Genomic DNA, 17,856 nt, shown 5'->3' on the forward strand with positions numbered 1-17,856 from the left:
ACCGCCCGTCAACTACCCCCGACTGAAGTCGGGGGCTTGTGAAAGCAAGCCGGGTTGACCAGCCTGAGCCCGCCTGAGCAGGACGCTCGAAAAGGGCTACGTTTGCAACAGGTCGTCAAGACCCACCGGCGGATGCTTCCTCAGTCCGCCGCTCTGGAAGGTTGGGATCATGCTGGCGAAAGGTAAAGCGCCGAAGGTTCCAGTCGCCGCCGCAAGGCGGGAGCCGGTTGCAGACATTGGCGAGGGGAGACAGGGCAAAAGCCCTGCGTCACTGGTGCCCTTTACGGGGCAGCCCTTTACAGGGCAGAGCCTTGCGGCCCTGTGGGTGGAAGGCCCACACCTTTTCCTGTGGCCGCAAGACCGCAGCCGCCATTCCTCCCGCGATTGAAATCGCGGGTTTCCTTGCGGAGAGATTATGACCTCCACACGATGCGCCGTGATCGGCGTCGGCTATCTTGGCAAGTTCCACGCCCAGAAATACGCCGCCCTTCCCAATGCTGAGCTGGTGGCGGTGGCCGACGCCAGCGCGGAAACCGCCGCCGCCGTGGCTGAACAATGGGGATGTCGCGCCGTCACCGATTACCGTGAACTGCTCGGCCAGGTGGATGCGGTCAGCATTGCCGTGCCCACCACCCTGCATTTTCCCGTGGCCCGGGATTTCCTGGAACACGGCGCCCACGTGCTGGTGGAAAAGCCCATCACCTCCACTGTGGAGGAAGCCGCCGCCCTCAACCGGCTGGCCCGGGAACGGGGTGTGATCCTGCAGGTGGGACATCTGGAGCGCTTCAACGCCGCCCTGATGGATCTGGCGGACCGGCGGGGCGAACCCCTGTTCATCGAATCCCACCGCCTGGCCCCCTTCAAGCCCCGGGCCACGGATGTGAACGTGGTGCTGGACCTGATGATCCATGACATCGACATCATCCTGGACATGGTGCGCTCGCCGGTGAAATCCCTCGCCGCCAGCGGCGCCCGGGTCCTGTCCGACGCCATCGACATCGCCAACGCCCGCATCGAGTTCGACAGCGGCTGCGTGGCCAATGTCACCTCCAGCCGGGTCAGCCTCAAGACCGAGCGCAAGATGCGCATCTTCCAGAAGAATGCCTATGTCTCGGTGGATTTCCAGAACCGGGGGTTGTCGGTGCATCGACTGGGAGACAAGGAGATGTTTCCCGGTATTCCCGAAGTGGTCAGCGAGGAAAGCTTCTTTGAGGAAGGCGATGCCCTCAAGGCGGAAATCATCGCCTTTCTGGGCGCAATCCAACAAGGCACCCCGGTGGTGGTCTCTGGCGAGGACGGCCAGCGGGCTCTGGAAACGGCCATTCGCATCAGCGAACTGGTCCGGCAGGGCGCCCCCATGCGCGACCGGCCCGATTGACGCCCCCCCCTTCCCGCACAGACCGTATTCACTCAAGCAAGGAAAAATCACACCATGATTCCAATGGTCGACCTGAAGACCCAGTACCACCAGTTGAAGGACGAGATCGACGCGGGAATCGCCCAGGTCCTGGAAAACACCCAGTTCATCCTGGGCCCCAACGTGCAGAGCCTGGAGCAGGCACTGGCCGACTACCTGGGCACGCCCCATGCCATCACCTGCGCCTCCGGCACCGACGCCCTGCATCTGGCCCTAGCCGCCGCCGGTATCGGCGAGGGGGACGAGGTCATCACCACCGCCTTCACCTTCATCGCCACCGCCGAGGCCATCCGCTATGTGGGGGCCGTACCGGTATTCGTGGACATCGACCCGCGCACCTTCAATATCGACGTGGCCCAGGTGGAGGCGGCCATCAACGAACGCACCCGGGCCATCATGCCGGTCCACCTGTTCGGACAGCCAGCGGACCTGCCCCGGCTCCAGGCCCTGTGCAAGGCCCATGACCTGATCTTGGTGGAGGACTGCGCCCAGTCCTTTGGCGCCACCGTGAACGGCGCCCAGACCGGCACCACCGGCGCTTTTGGCTGTTTCAGTTTCTTCCCCAGCAAGAATCTGGGTTGCTACGGTGACGGCGGCCTGATCACCACCGGTTCCGATGCCCACGCCGACCAGTTGCGGACCCTGAGAAACCATGGCAGCCGGGTGCGCTATCACCATGACATCATCGGCTACAACAGTCGCCTGGACGAGATCCAGGCCGCCATCCTGCGGGTCAAGCTCAAGCACATCGACCGCTTCAACCAGGCACGGCGCCGGGCCGCCCACCGCTATAACGCCCTGCTGGCCGATACACCGGTGACCACGCCCTTCGAGGACGGCCTGGGCATGCACGTGTTTCATCAATACACCCTGCTGACGGACCGCCGGGACGCCGTCATGCAGGCCCTGCAGCAGGCCGGGATCGCCTGTGCCGTGTACTACCCCATCCCCCTGCATCGGCAAAAAGCCTTCGGCGATGGCTGCGCCCATGTTCACCTGCCGGTGACCGAATCCGTCACCGAACGCTGCCTGTCCCTGCCCATCTATCCCGAGATCCGTGACGAGGATCTGGTGCGGATCACCGCTATCATCCGGGGGGCCCTTGACTGATTCGAACACACCGCTGCATGTGATGATTGTCGCCGGCGAAGTCTCCGGCGACCTGCATGCCGCCAACATGGTCCGGGCCATGGAGACCCTGCGCCCCGGCAACCGCTATACCGGCATGGGCTGCGGCGCCATGGGCGAGGCCGGGGTGGAACTGATCGTGGATGCGGGGCGCCTGGCGGTGGTGGGCCTGTGGGAGGTGATCGCCCAGTACCGGGATATCCGCCGGGCCCTGGAAACCCTCAAGCAACATCTGCGGTCGGACCCGCCGGACCTGCTGGTGCTGGTGGACTATGTGGAATTCAATCTGCGCCTGGCCAAGGTGGCCAAGGCCTTGGGCATCCGGGTGCTGTTCTACATCAGCCCCCAGATCTGGGCCTGGCGACCCCATCGGGTGAAACGCATTGGCCGGGTAATCGATGCCATGGCGGTGCTGTTTCCCTTCGAAGTGGACGTCTATCGGCGTTACGGCATCCCGGTGCGCTATGTGGGCAATCCCCTGGTGGACGTGGTTCAGCCCTCTGCCACCCCGGACAGAATCCTGGCGGACCTGGGTCTGGACCATCCCCCGGTGGCGTTATTGCCCGGCAGCCGGGGCGGTGAGCTACGACGCCACCTGCCCATCATGATGGAAACCTGCCGGTGGCTGCGCCGACGACATCCCGATATCCCCTTCGTGATGCCCCTGGCCCCCGGCGTGGACGTGGCCGGCGATGTGACGCCCCATCTGGACCCGTCCCTGGACATCCGGCTGGTGAGCGGGCAAACCTATGATGTCATGGCGGTCAGTCGCGCCCTCGTCATCGCCTCCGGCACGGCCACCCTGGAGGCGGCCCTGCTCAGGACCCCCATGGCCATCATCTACCGGGTCTCTCCCATCACCCACGCCATCCTGAGCCGTCTGATCCTGATTCCCCATATCGGCCTGGCCAATATCGTCGCCGGCCGGGAAGTGGTACGGGAGTTCGTGCAGGATGCGGCCACGGCGGAGAACATCGGCGCGGAAGTGGAACGATTGCTGGCGGATGAGGATTATCACCGCTCGGTGGTGGAGGCCCTGGGCGAAGTACGGCAACGCCTGGGAGACGGGGGCGGCTCCGAAAAGGTGGCACGGATGGCCCTGGAACTGATTGATCATGGTGGTCTGCGGGATGCCAGCGATGGGGAGGCAAAACACCTTTGATCAAGCGCTTGCGCCATGCCCCGCTGCCCCTGCTGATCCTGCTGCTGAGCTACGGCTTCTGGGTCAGTCCGGACTTCAAGGAAATCGCCGCCGGGGTGGCCCTATTCCTGTTCGGCATGCTGTCCCTGGAAAAGGGCTTCAAGGCGTTCACCGGCGGCACCCTGGAACAAGTGCTGCGGGCGTCCACCAACCGGCTCTGGAAAAGCATCGCCTTCGGCATCACCAGCACCACCCTGATGCAGTCCAGTACCCTGGTGTCCCTGGTCACCATTTCCTTTGTCAGTGCCGAGATGATCACCCTGGCGGCCGGCATCGGCGTCATCATGGGGGCCAACCTGGGTACCACCACCGGGGCCTGGCTGATTGCCGGCCTGGGCCTGAGGGTGGACATCGCCGGCTATGCCATGCCCGCCCTGGTGGTGGGTGTCATCCTGCTGCTGCAGCGCTCGAAGATCCTCCAGGGCATCGGCTATGTGGTCCTGGGGGTGGGCTTTCTGTTCCTGGGCATCCATTACATGAAGGAAGGCTTTGAAGCCTTTCAGGGAGCCTTTGATCTCTCCGGCTACGTGATTCCCGGCATCCTGGGCGTGCTGCTCTATACCGGCATCGGCATGCTCATCACCGTGATCATGCAATCCAGTCACGCCACCCTGCTGGTGATCATCACCGCCCTGGCCACCGGCCAGATCAGCTATGACAGCGCCCTGGCCCTGGCCATCGGCGCCAATCTGGGCAGCGCCGTGACCACCGCCATCGGCGGCATGACCGCCAACCTGGGGGGCAAGCGTCTGGCCATCGCCCATGTCCTGTTCAACGTGATGACGGCGACCGTGGCCATCGCCTTCATCGGGCAGATGGCCTGGGCGGTGGACTACCTGGGGGCCCTGATCGGGCTGGCCGGCGACGAATACCTGCTCAAGCTGGCCCTGTTCCATACCCTGTTCAACCTGCTGGGCGTCATCCTGCTGGCCCCCTTCACCGGCGTACTGGAGCGGGCATTGATCCGGTATGTGAATCCGGCCCCGAAATCCAGGGAAAAACCCCTGTATCTCTATCCCGGCGCCCTGGAAACACCAGCCACGGCCATCAGCGCCCTGCGCAAGGAGGTGGGCCATCTCTATGACAACGCCCATGACCTCATCGCCCACGGGGTCAGCCTGCGCCGTTCCGTGATCGACTCGGAGCAATCCCTGGCCGAGGCGGTGAAAAATACCCGTCGCATCATTCCGCTGGACGTGGACGATCTCTATGAGGCAAGGATCAAGAGCCTGCACAGCGATATCGTGGCCTTCATCAGCGAGATCCAGGGCCGGGAACTGTCCCAGCAGTCGGTGGAACAGCTCTACGCGCTGCAGCAGGCCAGTCGGGATATCGTCGAAGCCGTCAAGGCCACCAAACACCTGCAAAAGAACCTCTCCCGCCACGGCCTGTCCGGTAATCCCCTGATCCGGGAGCGCTATGACACCATCCGTTTGCAGATTGCCAAGGTGCTGCGGGAAATCCGCCAACTTCGATCCCAGGACCCGGAGACTGTCACCCGTCTGTCACTGGACGCCCTTAAACTGTCGGTTGAAAAATCCGGCCGCAGCTTCACAACCGACCTCAACGCATTGATCCGCAGCCGCCACTTGTCTTCTTCCATCGCCACGTCGATGATGAATGACGAGAACTACGCCTTCGAGATCTGCGCGAACCTGATCGAGGCCAGCCACGCACTGCTGCTGCCACCCACGCGAGCAGAACAATCCGCCGAAGGGCAACTGGCACTGGATGAACAGGATATTGCGCGGATGGCCGGGGGCAATTCCCATCCTAGGACTCGGACGCATACTGATGAAAACGAAAAGACTGCTGGCTAGGCTGGCCGGTTTTCTCAGCGCGGATCAGACCGCCCAGCGCGAGGAACTCAAGTCCATCCGCAAGGTTCTGAAGAAACTCAAGGCCAAGGAACGGGATCTGAATGCCAGGCTGGAACAGACCCCACCCGGCGATGAATACGAGGAAATTGCCCAGAAACTGCAGGTGATCTATGCCCAGCGCCGCAAGGGCGTGGAACGGGTGCGGGCGCTCAAGGGGCGCACACCCCAGGATCCGCTGCCAGAGGATCAGCCACCGCCCTGATCCTGCCCATGGGCATCAGGGGCGGATATCAGGCAGAATGTGGTCCTGACTTGGTCCCATCGTGCCTAACTGGAGCCTCAACTTGAGTACGACGCAGAAGGACACCACACCACCTCCCCGCTGGATTCCCATTACCCTGGCCTTGACTTCACTGGCCAGCCTGCTGGGGTCCATGATCCTGCTGGGCCAGGGGGCATTGATCTCCCTGACCCTGTTTATCATCCTGTTCCCTGTCACCCTCATCAATCTGCTGGTCCGCTGGTGGCCACGGCATCGATGTGAACGGATGCGTAACGAAAAACGCTGGAAGCGTCGCCTGAATTTCACTGCAGCCGGGGTGATGGTGGCTGCGGCAATCAATCTTTTTGCTGGTGTGAATTTTTTCGGCACCCCTCTGGGTACGACCCTGCTGGTGGCGGGCACTTTGTTGTTGCCACCGGCAGTCATCATGGCCATCCTGTCTTTTTCCCTGGGCCGGGCGGATGTGACCCGGACGGTACTGGCCGAGGACGAACATCTGGTGTTCCAGGCCGATACCCATTGGGCCATTTTCCTGCCTCCAATCCAACTGATCACCCTGTGCCTGCTGCTGCTCATGGGGCCTTTTGGCCTGGGAGGGGAGGTGATTGCCGCTATCATTTATCTGGCGGTGCTGCCAGGCATGATGGCCCGGGCACTGGCCATTTTTCTTAACACGGAAGTGTCCATCACCGATCAGCGCATGATCACCGTGACCGGTACACTGCTGCGCCGGACCCGGGTGATGACACTCGGCGAGATCAAGGCAGCGGGGATCTATCGCACCTTTTTGGGGCGGTTGCTGGGCTATGGCAAGGTGGGGATCATCTGCCACAACGGGCAGAGTCTGAAGCTGCCCGGTATTGCAGACCCGGAAACCCTGCGTGACATGCTGGACCCGTCGGGGCAGAAAGTCAGCAGTTCATTTTAATCATCCAAAGGCGTTTCTCCATGAAAGTAGAATTAACCCTGGAACTGGACATCGCCCTGTCCAAGGTGAGTCTGAGCGACGTTCGCAAACTGGCAGAACAGTGGTTCAGTGAAAGCCAAAGCGAGGCCATCAGGCAGGTGCAGATTGTGGACGTTAAATTAAAACCCGATGCCGAAACGTCCTGAATACTCAAAATCAGCCAGTAAAACGGCGCCGGGCTGTGCGCAGGATGCCCCGGGGACTCTCCTGAACGAAGGCCATAAAATCGGCCACCTCGGGGTGAGCCTGGGCCAGCAGGGCCACCGCCTCAAGACCCTGTTGCCGGTCCCGCCCGTCCACCAAATGCCGAAAGGTCCGATGCAGGGCGCGAATGGTGTCCCCGGAAAATCCCCGGCGCCGTAATCCAATCCGGTTGATGCCCACAGCCCGGGCATAATTGCCCGAAGCCATGCAATAGGGAGGAAGATCCCGGTTCAGGGCAGACCCCATGCTGGTGAAGGCATGGGCACCAATGCGACAAAACTGATGGACCAGCGTAAATCCCCCCAATACCGCCTGATCGCCCACTTGACAGTGGCCCGCCAGGGACGCCGCGTTGGAAAAGACCACATGGTTTCCCACCTGACAGTCATGGGCCACATGCACATAGGCCATGATCAGGTTGTCACTCCCCACCCGGGTCACCCCCCCTCCCTTGGGGGTGCCGCGACTGATGGTGACATACTCCCGAATCACCGTGCGATCACCAATTTCCAGACAGGTGACCTCGTCCCGATACCCCAAGTCCTGAGGGGCCTCTCCCAGGGAAGCGAACTGGTAGATTTTGCACTGCTCACCAATACGGGTGTTACCCGTAATCACCACATGAGGTCCGATCCAGCTTCCCTTGCCAATGCTGACGCCAGGGCCGATGACGGCAAACGGCCCGATCTGCACCCCGTCCTCAATGCGCGCCCCTGGGTCCACAACGGCACGGGCATGGATCATGAATCCAGGTCCTTGCCGGCGCACATCAAGGTCGCGGTTGCCACTGTTTCACCATCCACCCGTGCTTCGGCATTGAAGCGCCAGATCCCCCGCACCACCCGCAGCAGTTCTACCCGCAGGTGCAACTGATCACCGGGTTCTACCTGACGACGGAAACGGGCTTCGTCGATACCCACAAACAGATAAAGCTGCTGCTTGTCGGTCTCACCCCGCTGTTCCTGGGTCTTGAAAGCCAACAGACCGGTGGCCTGGGCCAGGGCTTCCAGAATCAGCACCCCCGGCATCACCGGACGAACGGGGAAGTGGCCGGGAAAATAGGGCTCATTGATAGAAACGTTCTTGATGGCTTCCAAAGACTCGCCGGGCTTGACGTCAGTCACCCGATCCACCATCAAAAACGGAAAACGGTGCGGCAGATAGCGCAGCACCTCATGTATGCTCATCGCGTCCAAGTTGAGATTCCTTAGCCTGTGTTGTTGATTCAGCGACAGGGTCATCAGCCCCGCCCCTGGGAGACAAATGAGCCTCCAGTGAACCGACCCGCCGTGCCAGACGGTCGAGGCGACGCAGGTGGGCCAGGTTCCGGTTCCACTCCCGCGCTGGTGCAAAGGGCACACCTGATGAATACACCCCAGGTTCAGTGATGGAACGGCTGACCATGGTCATACCGGTTACGGTGACACCGTCAGTAATCTCCAGATGCCCTGCAATCCCGGCACCACCGCCAATGGCGCAATGTCGACCAATGCGGGCGCTACCGGCAATGCCCACACAACCAGCCAGGGCGGAATGGGCGCCAATGTGGACGTTGTGACCCACCTGGATCAGGTTGTCCAGCTTCACCCCATCTTCAATCACGGTGTCTTCCAGTGCCCCTCGGTCGATGGTGGTATTGGCACCCACCTCCACATCGTCGCCGATCATTACCGTACCCAGCTGGGGTACCCTGATCCAGGCCTCCCCATCCCTGGCAAAGCCAAATCCCTCAGATCCGATCACTGAACCAGGATGCAGCAATCCCCGACGACCAATCCTGACCCCGGCCCCCACAGTCACCCGGGCCAACAGGCGGGTATCTTCTCCAATATGGACGCCTTCCCCCAGGATACAACCAGGTCCCAGCACCACGCCGGCAGCCAGTTGTACATCTGCCGCCACCACACATTGAGGCCCGATACTGACCGAGGGATGAATCATGGCCAGAGGGCTGACCACCGCACTGGCATGAACACCCGGCTCAGGGGAGGGATCGGGATGCAGCAAGGCCGCCGCCCGGGCAAACGCCAGATGGGGATTGGCACAAACCAGGGCAGGCACCGGACAGGCCTTTAAATGGCGGGCATCAAGGATGACCGCAGCGGCCTGGGTATGGGCCAGGGCCGGGAGGTAGCGGTCATGGGCCATGAAACCAAGCTGGCGGGCATTGGCCCGATCCAGGGGGGCCACACCTTCCAGGACCAGGGCATCTTCAATGTCATCCACACCGTGGAGCCTGGCGCCGATGGCCTGGGCCACCGCCTTGAGTGAAACCGGCATCAAAACACTCCAGATAATCAGCGCCGGGCGCTTCGGTGCTGACGTCGCAATTCCTCAAGAACCTTGGCGGTCATATCGATCCGGTCACTGGCAAACAGAACGGTACGCTCCGTCACCACCAGGTCCACATTGTCGGCCCGGGCCAGGTCCAGAATCACGCTATGCACCAGCCGCTGCAGCCGGGCCAGCTCTTCGTTGCGACGGACATTAAGGTCTTCCTGGAACATGTCCTGGGCGCGGGCAAAATCCCGGGAACGGGTACGAAACTCCCGTTCCAGTTCCGATCGCCGGTCTGCCCCCATCACCTCCGCGTCCCGCTCCAGTCGCTCCTGCAACCGGCGCAGGGCATCCCGCTCCGCCACCAACTGGGAATCTCTGGGAGAAAATTCTTCCTCCAGGGCACGCAGGGAAGCTTCTGCCTGAGGGGATTGCTCCATAACACGATTGATATTGACGAAAGCCACCTTGGCATTGGCCGCAGCGGCACCAGAGATGGCCAACAGACACGCCAGCAGCAGGCCGGCCAAAATTTTTGGGGTATTGCGCTTCAACATGTTTCTCCAAAACCTGGACAGACAGGAGACCAAAGGGACATTGAACCATGACCCGGATGACAGGCCATGTCAGAAGGTGGCACCGATACTGAACTGAAACGACTGCAGGCGATCTTCAGGCTTGTCATTTAACGCCTGCGCCAGACTGAATGTCAACGCGCCCACCGGAGACAGCCAGGTCATGCCGGCACCCACGGAGGCACGGATGTCCTGGGTATCAAAATCATCGTAGGTATCAAAGACCTGCCCCGCATCCAGGAACAGACTCATCCGCACATTGGGGGCGGCATCCATGAACGGTGGCGGAAAAATCAACTCAGCCCCCCCCAGTACCCGGAAATTACCACCAAAGGGGTCATCCCGGCTGTCTCTTGGTCCCAAACTCAGATCCCGATAGCCCCGCACCGAACGGGTACCGCCGGCAAAGAATTTTTCAAAAAACGGCAAATCGCTGGAATCGCCATAGGCAGCGCCGTAGGCCAGTTCCCCGGAGAGGGCAAAGGTCAGGCCCGGACGCAGGGGAATGAAGAGCTGGTTGCGGTAATCCGCCTTGTAATATTCCAGATCACTGCCGGGCATGGAGACTTCCAGACTGATCCGCTGCACATTGCCCCGCTCTGCAAAAACGGTGCGATTGCGGGTGTCATGGATGAAACTGGTGTTTAGGGTGTACAGGTCGTACTGTTCACCATTGTCGCTCAAATAGCGGAAAATTTCGTCCGGAGTGTTGTCAGAGGTCAGAATTTCCACCCGCTCATACCCTGGGGTAATGCGGAAGGTGTTGTATTCGGTGAGCGGGATGCCATAGGTGACATTGGCCCCCAGCCGGTTGGAGGAATAGCGGGAAATATCCGCCCGGAAGGCGTCCGTCTCCCGATAGAACACATTAAATCCCCGACTGATGCCATCTAACGTGTGGTAAGGATTGGTGAAGGACAGGCTGTAGAGGGTACTCACCCGGCTGTTGTTCAGGGCCAGGGAGACCCGGTTGCCGGTGCCAAAAAAATTATCCTGGGACAAACTGGTATTGAACAGCACCCCCTGGCTCTGGGAATAACCGGCACCAATCATGAAACTGCCGGAGAGGCGTTCAGATACGGTAATGTCCAGGTCCACCTGATCGTCGGTTCCTGGCACCCGGCGGGTCTGGATGTTCACATCCTCCACATAGGACAGGCGTTGCAACCGGACCCGGGACCGGTCCACATTGGAAGTGGAGTACCACCCCCCTTCCATCTGCCGCATTTCCCGCCGGAATACCTCGTCCCGGGTCCGGGAATTGCCCGTGAAGTTGATCCGGCGCACATAGACCCGTTGGCCGGGGTCCACAAAGAAGGTCAGGGCAACTTCCCGATTGTCTTCGTCCAGTTGGGGAATGGGGTTGACGTTGGCAAAGGCATAGCCTTCATCCCCCAGCCGGCGGGTGATGCGGCTGGCGCTGTCAGTGATCAGACTACGGGAGAACGTATCTCCCGGCGCAATGGCCAGCAACCCTTGCAGTTCCTCCGGGTCGACGATGAGATGACCTGCCAGGTTCACCTCACTCACCCGATACTGTTCACCTTCGTCGATATTGATGGTGATATAAATATCCCGACGATCCGGGGTCAGGGTCACCTGGGTGGAATCTACATTGAAATTGATAAAGCCCGAATCCAGATACCGGGTACGCAGGGTTTCCAGATCACCGGCCAGACGCTGCTTGGAATAATGATCGCGCCGGCTAAACAGGGCATACCAGCGGGGAACCCCCGAATCAAAACGGCGTATCAGTTCCCGTTCGGAATAGGCTTCGTTGCCCACCACCCGCACCTGCTGGATACGGGCAACCCGCCCCTCGGCAATCTCGATGACCACATCCACCCGGTTGCGGGGCAGGGGCTGCACATCCACATCCACCTGCACGTTGTACTTGCCCCGGGCAAAATACTGCTGCAACAGTTCATTTTCCATCCGCTCAAGCACGGTGCGGTTAAACACCCGGCCTCGGGACATCCCCACCTGACGAAGGGCGTCCATGAGCTGATCGGTTTTGATATCCCGGTTACCACTGATCCGGATGTCATTGATGGCGGGACGCTCCTCCACGGCCACCACCAGCACGTCACCACGCCGGCGCAAGGTCACATCGGAAAAAAAACCAGTACGAAACAGGGCACGGATGATGTCCGGTGCCTGCTCATCGCTCAATTGATCTCCCACCGATACCGGCAAATAGGTCAATACCGTGCCAGCGGCAATGCGTTGCAGTCCCTCCAGTTCGATATCCTGGACCACAAAGCCGTTGCTGCTGGCCAAAGCTGAAACAGACCAGCCCAACATGGCGGCAAGGCTCAGACCGGCAAGCAGATGTCGTGACTTATGGGACATTCAATATCAACCCAGGATTCGCATGAAATCGTTATAAAACGCCAGCGTCATCAACAAACCAATCAGCACAATCCCAATGTTCTGACCGACGGCCTCCACAGTCGGTGATACCGGGCTACCCTTGATCAGTTCCACGCAGTAGTACAACAGATGCCCACCATCGAGTACGGGAATAGGCAACAGGTTGATGATCCCCAGGCTGATGCTGACAATGGCCAAAAACCCCAAAAAGGCCGAAAAGCCGATCACGGCGGTCACGCCTGCATACTCGGCAATGCTGATGGGACCGGCGATATTGCTCACCGCGGCTTCACCGGTGAGTAAGCGCCACATGACTCTCAGGGTCATCACGCTCATATCCCAGGTTCGCTCGATACCCTGGACAACAGCGGTCCAGGGACCGTGACGCACCTGGGCGCGCATGGCCTCGGCGGCCTCGGCGTCCACCAGGGGATAGGCGCCAATCAGCCCCACCCGCTCGCCGTTGACCTCACGACTCCCGGTATGAATCACCATGAATTCACGGCGGCCATCCCGTTCGATCCATAACTGGATGGCCTGGTCGGGGCGGGCCTGAACATGAGCCACCCAGGATTGCCAACTGTCGATGGGCAGGCTGTCTGCCTGGATGATACGATCTCCTGACTGCAACCCCCCACGGGCTGCAGCCCCGGTGGGGATCAATTCCCCCAACACCGGTTCTGACCAGGCATGCCAGGGGACAATGCCCAGTTTATCCAGCAGGGGCCCGTCATCCAGCAAGCGGCGCCGGTCACTTAGATCCAGTGATCGCAATACTTCCCGTCCCTGGGCATCCTCCACCAGCACTTCAACCCGGCGGCCATCCAGACCCTGTTCGAGCAGATTCAAGGCGGCAAGTTCCCAGGTGACCGTTTCGGTATCTCCCACCTGGACAATACGATCCCGCGCCTGAAATCCCCCCTCGGCGGCCAGGGAGCCGGGCTCCACATACCCCACCACCGGCTTGATGCCACTGACACCCACCATGAACATCAGGCTGTAGGCCAGGATGGCAAACAAAAAGTTGGCGGCAGGACCAGCGGCCACGATGGCCATGCGCCGGCCCACGGGTTGCCGGTTGAAGGCCCGGTGACGCTCGGACTCAGGAACCGGCGCCTCCCGGTCGTCGAGCATCTGCACATACCCCCCCAGGGGAATGGCGGCAATCACATATTCGGTACGGTCTCGGCCCAGGGTCCAGCTCCACAGGGGGCGGCCAAAACCAACGGAGAAACGCTGCACCCTCACGCCACAACGCCGGGCCACCCAGTAATGGCCAAACTCGTGAACCGTCACCAACAGGCCGATGGCGGCGATGAAGGCTAAAACGCTGATGAGAATAGTCATGAATGCAGGGGGCGCCCGCGGTACTGACCTTCCCGTACCGCTGCCGTGGCCACTGCCCGAGCCTCCCGATCCGCCGCCAGCACCCGATCCAGGGAGTCGGCTGGCTGATGGGGCAGGGTTTCCAGTGCATGATTGATCAGGCGGGGGATATCGGTGAAACGGATGCGACCTGCCAGAAAAGCTTCCACCGCCACTTCATTGGCTGCATTGAGAACGGCAGTGGCAGTGCCACCGGTATTGAACGCTTCGTAGGCCAGACGCAGACAAGGGAAGCGGGCCATGTCGGGCCGTTCAAAGTCCAAACGGGCAATGTCCATGATATCCAGAGACGCCACCCCCGAGGTGATGCGTTCCGGCCAAGCCAGCGCATGGGCGATGGGGGTGCGCATGTCCGGGTTGCCCAACTGGGCCAGGACCGAGCCGTCCACATAGGCCACCATGGAATGGATCACGCTTTGGGGATGCAACACCACCTCAACCCGATCCGGCGTGCTATCAAACAGCCAGCAGGCTTCGATCAGCTCCAGCCCCTTGTTCATCATGGAAGCCGAATCTACCGAAATTTTCCGGCCCATGACCCAGTTGGGATGGGCGCAGGCCTGCTCCGGGGTGACGGCCTCCAGGTCTTCGGCAGGCAAACGCCGGAAGGGGCCACCGGAAGCGGTGAGTAAAATCTTTTCTACCCCCACCTGGGACAGTCCCTGACCAAAGTTTGGGGGCATACACTGAAAAATGGCATTGTGCTCGCTATCAATGGGCAGCAACTGAGCACCCGAGGCCCGTATCTGATCCATGAACAGGCGCCCAGACATGACCAGGGCTTCCTTGTTGGCCAGCAGCACCCGTTTACCGGCCCGGGCCGCCGCCAGGGTGGGCAACAGCCCGGCGCCGCCGACAATGGCTGCCATGACCGCATCCACTTCCGGCAGGGCAGCCACCTGCTCCAGGGCTTCAGGCCCCGCCATCACCTGAGTGGACAGGCCGGCGGCCCGAATGCCCGCTGCCAAAGCCCCTTCGTGGGCTGGATCGGCCACCACCGCATAATCCGGGCGATGGGTGCGGCATTGCTCCAGCAGCCGCTCCACATTGCCATTGGCGGTGAGCGCCACGGCACGGTAACGATCAGGATGACGTGCAATCACGTCCAGGGTGTTGACGCCAATGGTTCCCGTGGCGCCAAGCACGGTCACGCCTGTTGGTGAAGCACTCATCACTGAAGGTCTCCCGGTAAGCTGACTTTAAGGTCTATCTTGCCATAACTGCGCCCCAAAGCAGGCCCATCAAAAAGACCGGGGCTGCTGCGGTGAGGCTGTCGATACGATCCAGGATACCGCCGTGACCAGGCAGCAGAGTGCCACTGTCCTTGGCACCCGCCTCTCGCTTGAGCACACTTTCAAACAGGTCACCGGCCACGGATACCAGGGCGGTGATCAGGCACAGACAGATGAAGAAGAACCACAGGGCCAGGGGAATCTGGAAGTAACCAGCCCCCAGCAGCGCAAAAGGTACAATGGCCACCATGGCACCCAACAGTCCCTCACGGGTCTTGCCGGGACTGATTCTGGGGGCCAGCTTGTGGCGGCCAAAACGCCGTCCGGCAAAGTAGGCCGCACTGTCTGCCGTTGCAGTGAGCATGATCAGATACAGCACCAGCGCCGGCTGCATTTGATGCAACCAGATCAGGGCAATACAGGCCGGCACCAGGGTCAGGACCCCGGCACCCACCAGGCCATAGCGCCGCCAGTGAGCCTGATTTCCGGTTCGGGCCTGTGGGTCATATCCGGCCAATACCACCAGCACCAGCCCCCACCACAGCACCCCGATCACCACCGGCCAGAGCAGGCCAGCACCGAAGGCCAGCCAGATACCCAGCGCCGTCAGCACCGCTATACCCGCCACATACAGCCCCCGGCGGCCCAGGGCGTGCAAACCGCAAAGTCGGCCCCACTCCCAAGCGCCTCCCAGACAGACGGCAAATACCGCCAGACCAAACCAGAAGGATGGCAGCAACAACACTGCCGAAAACACCACCACGGCCAGCACAAGACCGGTTATGACCCGCTGTCTAAGCACCACTGCCTCCGACCAGTTGTTCCTGGATATGTCCGAAACGACGCTGACGGCCAGCAAAGCAGTCAAAAGCCTGCACCAGATCATCCTCGGAAAAATCAGGCCAGAGCACGTCACTAAAAAACAGCTCCGTGTAGGCCAGTTGCCAGAGCAAAAAATTGCTCACCCGCTTTTCGCCACCTGTGCGAATGAACAGGTCAGGATCAGGCAAACCTTTGGTGGACAGCTGTTCCTCCAGCGCCTCCGGGGTAATTTGCTCCGGCGTCATCGAGCCATGACGAACCTGATCCGCCAGGGTGGCTGCCGCCCGGGTGATATCCCAACGGCCACCGTAACTGACCGCCACCACCAGCTCCATCAGGGTATTGTCACGGGTACGTTGTTCTGCCTCGGCCATGCGCGCCTGCAGCCGTTGGGAAAAGGCCTCACGGTCACCGATGAAACGCAGCCGAATACCTTTTTCTTCCAGTTCCGGCAGTTCACGCCGGATCGATCTGACGAACAGTTCCATCAGGGTGCCCACTTCCTGATGGGGGCGCCGCCAGTTTTCGCTGCTAAAAGCAAACAGGGTCAGCACCTTGACACCCCGGGAGGCACAGGCACGCACCACCGCCCGGGCAGCATTGACACCCTGACGGTGACCCTCGGTGCGCGGAAGATGACGGGCACGGGCCCAGCGACCATTACCATCCATGATCACGGCCACATGGTACGGCGTACCCGGAGTCCTGACAGGGGCCTGGATCACTGTGGACAACTCATCCCGATCAAACCGCCATCAATTCTTTTTCCTTCTCCGCCAGCACCCGATCCACCTCGGCAATGTACTGGTCCGTGAGCTTTTGGATGTCTTCCTGACCCTTGCGGTCCTCGTCCTCGGAAATGGACTTGTCCTTGAGCAGGTTTTTAAGTTCGTTATTGGCATCACGCCGGATATTGCGGACGGCCACACGGGCGTTTTCCGCCTCGTGGCGGACCACTTTTACCAGATCCTTGCGCCGCTCTTCGGTAAGCGCGGGCATGGGTACCCGGATCACCGCACCCACAGTGGAAGGGTTCAGGCCCAGATCAGAGTTCATGATGGCCTTTTCCACCTTGGCCACCATGGGCCGCTCCCAGGGGGTGACGGTCAGGGTACGGGCATCTTCCACCCCCACATTGGCCACCTGGTTGATGGGAACCTCGCTGCCGTAATACTCCACCATCACATGGTCCAGCAGGCTGGTATGGGCGCGCCCGGTACGGATCTTGGCCATTTCCTGGCGCAGGGAGTCGATGCTCTTGCCCATACGGGTCGCGGCATCCTTCTTGATAGATTCAATCATCAGTGCCTCCGCGAAAAACCCCGTCCTTCAGGGCGGGGAGGGATAGTGGCCGCAGTATGACAGCCACAAAAATGGTAGTGGGCTGTTCACCCACCGGGCCGCGAGGCTTTAACCTCTCTCGACCAGGGTACCCACATTCTCGCCCATGATCAGGCGCAGCAGATCCCCTTCCTTGAATATATTGATCACACGCAGGGGCATGTCATTATCCCGGCACATCACGATGGCCGTGGCGTCCATGACCCCCAGACGGCGGGTGAGCACTTCCTCGTAGGTGAGGCGCTCGTAGCGGCGGGCATCGGGGTGAATCATGGGGTCCGAGTCATAGACGCCATCCACCTTGGTGGCCTTGATCATGACATCGGTGTTCATCTCGATGGCCCGCAGACTGGCCGCAGTATCGGTGGTGAAGAAGGGATTGCCGGTGCCGGCGGCAAAGACCACGATGCGTCCCTTTTCCAGATGACGCACGGCACGACGACGAATGTAGTCCTCGCAGACCTGATTGATCTTGAGGGCAGACATGACGCGACAGAACTTGCCTTCCCGCTCCAGGGCATCCTGCATGGCCAGGGCATTCATCACCGTGGCCAGCATACCCATGTGATCCGCCGAGACCCGGTCCATGCCCGCCTGGGCCATGCCGGCACCACGGAAGATATTACCGCCACCGATGACGATGGCCACCTCCACCCCCAGACGACTGAGTTCGGACACCTCCCGGGCAACCCGGGCCAGGATATCTGGACAAATGCCAAAATCCAGATCCCCCATCAGGGCCTCGCCACTCAACTTCAGCAGGATACGCTTATAGGCGGGGCGCTTGTCGTTGCTCATGGGAAACCTTGGTGCGTTATGGTGTCAAGCCT

General features: G+C 60.9%; 18 protein-coding genes. 7 read left to right on the forward strand and 11 right to left on the reverse strand.

The features are described 5' to 3' along the window. Positions 1-415: 415 nt before the first annotated feature. The 7 genes from BMX62_RS06645 (at position 416) to BMX62_RS12820 (ending at position 6,962) form a co-directional block, all read left to right on the forward strand. Positions 416-1,378 carry a Gfo/Idh/MocA family protein gene (locus BMX62_RS06645; RefSeq protein WP_090206256.1) on the forward strand — a complete coding sequence of 321 codons (963 nt, stop codon included), beginning with the start codon at positions 416-418 and terminating at the stop codon, positions 1,376-1,378. A gap of 54 nt (positions 1,379-1,432) precedes the next feature. Then, positions 1,433-2,527, forward strand: a complete 1,095-nt coding sequence (locus BMX62_RS06650) for a DegT/DnrJ/EryC1/StrS family aminotransferase (protein ID WP_090206258.1) — start codon at positions 1,433-1,435, stop codon at positions 2,525-2,527. Beyond that, a complete protein-coding gene (lpxB, locus tag BMX62_RS06655; protein ID WP_274377161.1) occupies positions 2,520-3,707 on the forward strand; it encodes a lipid-A-disaccharide synthase in 1,188 nt (395 codons plus the stop codon). The genes BMX62_RS06650 and lpxB overlap by 8 nt, the downstream gene beginning before the upstream one ends. Then, entirely contained in the window at positions 3,704-5,566 is a 1,863-nt protein-coding gene (locus BMX62_RS06660; RefSeq protein ID WP_090206263.1) for a Na/Pi cotransporter family protein, read from the forward strand. The genes lpxB and BMX62_RS06660 overlap by 4 nt, the downstream gene beginning before the upstream one ends. Then, positions 5,541-5,828: a hypothetical protein gene (locus BMX62_RS06665; RefSeq protein ID WP_090206266.1), complete on the forward strand. Its 288-nt coding sequence runs from the start codon at positions 5,541-5,543 to the stop codon at positions 5,826-5,828. Before BMX62_RS06660 ends, BMX62_RS06665 begins: the two co-directional genes overlap by 26 nt. 82 nt (positions 5,829-5,910) lie before the next feature. Further along, positions 5,911-6,777 (forward strand): PH domain-containing protein, encoded by an 867-nt coding sequence (locus BMX62_RS06670; RefSeq protein ID WP_143339680.1) that lies wholly within the window; start codon positions 5,911-5,913, stop codon positions 6,775-6,777. Between the two features lie 20 nt (positions 6,778-6,797). Continuing rightward, positions 6,798-6,962 carry a hypothetical protein gene (locus BMX62_RS12820; protein WP_156055376.1) on the forward strand — a complete coding sequence of 55 codons (165 nt, stop codon included), beginning with the start codon at positions 6,798-6,800 and terminating at the stop codon, positions 6,960-6,962. A gap of 10 nt (positions 6,963-6,972) precedes the next feature. On the opposite strand, the gene lpxA is transcribed toward BMX62_RS12820, so the two are convergent. The 11 genes from lpxA to pyrH form a co-directional block, all read right to left on the reverse strand. Continuing rightward, positions 6,973-7,764, reverse strand: a complete 792-nt coding sequence (gene lpxA, locus BMX62_RS06675; protein ID WP_090206271.1) for an acyl-ACP--UDP-N-acetylglucosamine O-acyltransferase — start codon at positions 7,762-7,764, stop codon at positions 6,973-6,975. Further along, complete coding sequence (fabZ, locus tag BMX62_RS06680; RefSeq protein ID WP_420795813.1) at positions 7,761-8,207, reverse strand: 3-hydroxyacyl-ACP dehydratase FabZ; 447 nt, start codon at positions 8,205-8,207, stop codon at positions 7,761-7,763. The genes lpxA and fabZ overlap by 4 nt, the downstream gene beginning before the upstream one ends. Then, positions 8,194-9,300, reverse strand: coding sequence for a UDP-3-O-(3-hydroxymyristoyl)glucosamine N-acyltransferase (gene lpxD, locus BMX62_RS06685; RefSeq protein WP_090206277.1), 1,107 nt, complete (start codon positions 9,298-9,300; stop codon positions 8,194-8,196). Before lpxD ends, fabZ begins: the two co-directional genes overlap by 14 nt. 17 nt (positions 9,301-9,317) lie before the next feature. Further along, the gene (locus BMX62_RS06690) at positions 9,318-9,854 is read right to left on the reverse strand and encodes an OmpH/Skp family outer membrane protein (protein WP_090206280.1); all 537 of its coding nucleotides are present in this window, start codon (positions 9,852-9,854) and stop codon (positions 9,318-9,320) included. A 69-nt stretch (positions 9,855-9,923) separates the two neighbouring features. Then, on the reverse strand, positions 9,924-12,224 hold the full coding sequence (gene bamA, locus BMX62_RS06695) for an outer membrane protein assembly factor BamA (protein ID WP_090206283.1): 2,301 nt from the start codon (positions 12,222-12,224) through the stop codon (positions 9,924-9,926). A gap of 6 nt (positions 12,225-12,230) precedes the next feature. Next, positions 12,231-13,592, reverse strand: a complete 1,362-nt coding sequence (gene rseP, locus BMX62_RS06700) for an RIP metalloprotease RseP (protein WP_090206286.1) — start codon at positions 13,590-13,592, stop codon at positions 12,231-12,233. Next, entirely contained in the window at positions 13,589-14,803 is a 1,215-nt protein-coding gene (gene ispC, locus BMX62_RS06705; RefSeq protein WP_090206290.1) for a 1-deoxy-D-xylulose-5-phosphate reductoisomerase, read from the reverse strand. Before ispC ends, rseP begins: the two co-directional genes overlap by 4 nt. Before the next feature lie 34 nt (positions 14,804-14,837). After that, complete coding sequence (locus tag BMX62_RS06710; RefSeq protein WP_202906225.1) at positions 14,838-15,665, reverse strand: phosphatidate cytidylyltransferase; 828 nt, start codon at positions 15,663-15,665, stop codon at positions 14,838-14,840. Next, positions 15,658-16,410 carry a polyprenyl diphosphate synthase gene (gene uppS, locus BMX62_RS06715; RefSeq protein WP_274377162.1) on the reverse strand — a complete coding sequence of 251 codons (753 nt, stop codon included), beginning with the start codon at positions 16,408-16,410 and terminating at the stop codon, positions 15,658-15,660. The genes BMX62_RS06710 and uppS overlap by 8 nt, the downstream gene beginning before the upstream one ends. A 19-nt stretch (positions 16,411-16,429) precedes the next feature. Continuing rightward, positions 16,430-16,987, reverse strand: a complete 558-nt coding sequence (gene frr, locus BMX62_RS06720; protein ID WP_090206295.1) for a ribosome recycling factor — start codon at positions 16,985-16,987, stop codon at positions 16,430-16,432. A 108-nt stretch (positions 16,988-17,095) separates the two neighbouring features. After that, complete coding sequence (pyrH, locus tag BMX62_RS06725) at positions 17,096-17,824, reverse strand: UMP kinase (protein ID WP_090206299.1); 729 nt, start codon at positions 17,822-17,824, stop codon at positions 17,096-17,098. Positions 17,825-17,856: the final 32 nt, after the last annotated feature.

The sequence above is a fragment of the Ectothiorhodospira magna genome, from assembly GCF_900110965.1.
GTDB classification, from domain to species: Bacteria; Pseudomonadota; Gammaproteobacteria; order Ectothiorhodospirales; family Ectothiorhodospiraceae; genus Ectothiorhodospira; species Ectothiorhodospira magna.

Excerpts from the sequence above, each read along its gene's own strand:
- fabZ (WP_420795813.1), bottom strand. The coding sequence starts at position 8,207 with ATGAGCATACATGAGGTGCTGCGCTATCTGCCGCACCGTTTTCCGTTT.
- ispC (WP_090206290.1), bottom strand. The coding sequence starts at position 14,803 with ATGAGTGCTTCACCAACAGGCGTGACCGTGCTTGGCGCCACGGGAACC.
- frr (WP_090206295.1), bottom strand. The coding sequence starts at position 16,987 with ATGATTGAATCTATCAAGAAGGATGCCGCGACCCGTATGGGCAAGAGC.
- BMX62_RS12820 (WP_156055376.1), top strand. The coding sequence starts at position 6,798 with ATGAAAGTAGAATTAACCCTGGAACTGGACATCGCCCTGTCCAAGGTG.
- BMX62_RS06665 (WP_090206266.1), top strand. The coding sequence starts at position 5,541 with ATGAAAACGAAAAGACTGCTGGCTAGGCTGGCCGGTTTTCTCAGCGCG.
- lpxD (WP_090206277.1), bottom strand. The coding sequence starts at position 9,300 with ATGCCGGTTTCACTCAAGGCGGTGGCCCAGGCCATCGGCGCCAGGCTC.
- BMX62_RS06650 (WP_090206258.1), top strand. The coding sequence starts at position 1,433 with ATGATTCCAATGGTCGACCTGAAGACCCAGTACCACCAGTTGAAGGAC.
- BMX62_RS06645 (WP_090206256.1), top strand. The coding sequence starts at position 416 with ATGACCTCCACACGATGCGCCGTGATCGGCGTCGGCTATCTTGGCAAG.
- lpxA (WP_090206271.1), bottom strand. The coding sequence starts at position 7,764 with ATGATCCATGCCCGTGCCGTTGTGGACCCAGGGGCGCGCATTGAGGAC.
- bamA (WP_090206283.1), bottom strand. The coding sequence starts at position 12,224 with ATGTCCCATAAGTCACGACATCTGCTTGCCGGTCTGAGCCTTGCCGCC.
- rseP (WP_090206286.1), bottom strand. The coding sequence starts at position 13,592 with ATGACTATTCTCATCAGCGTTTTAGCCTTCATCGCCGCCATCGGCCTG.
- pyrH (WP_090206299.1), bottom strand. The coding sequence starts at position 17,824 with ATGAGCAACGACAAGCGCCCCGCCTATAAGCGTATCCTGCTGAAGTTG.
- BMX62_RS06690 (WP_090206280.1), bottom strand. The coding sequence starts at position 9,854 with ATGTTGAAGCGCAATACCCCAAAAATTTTGGCCGGCCTGCTGCTGGCG.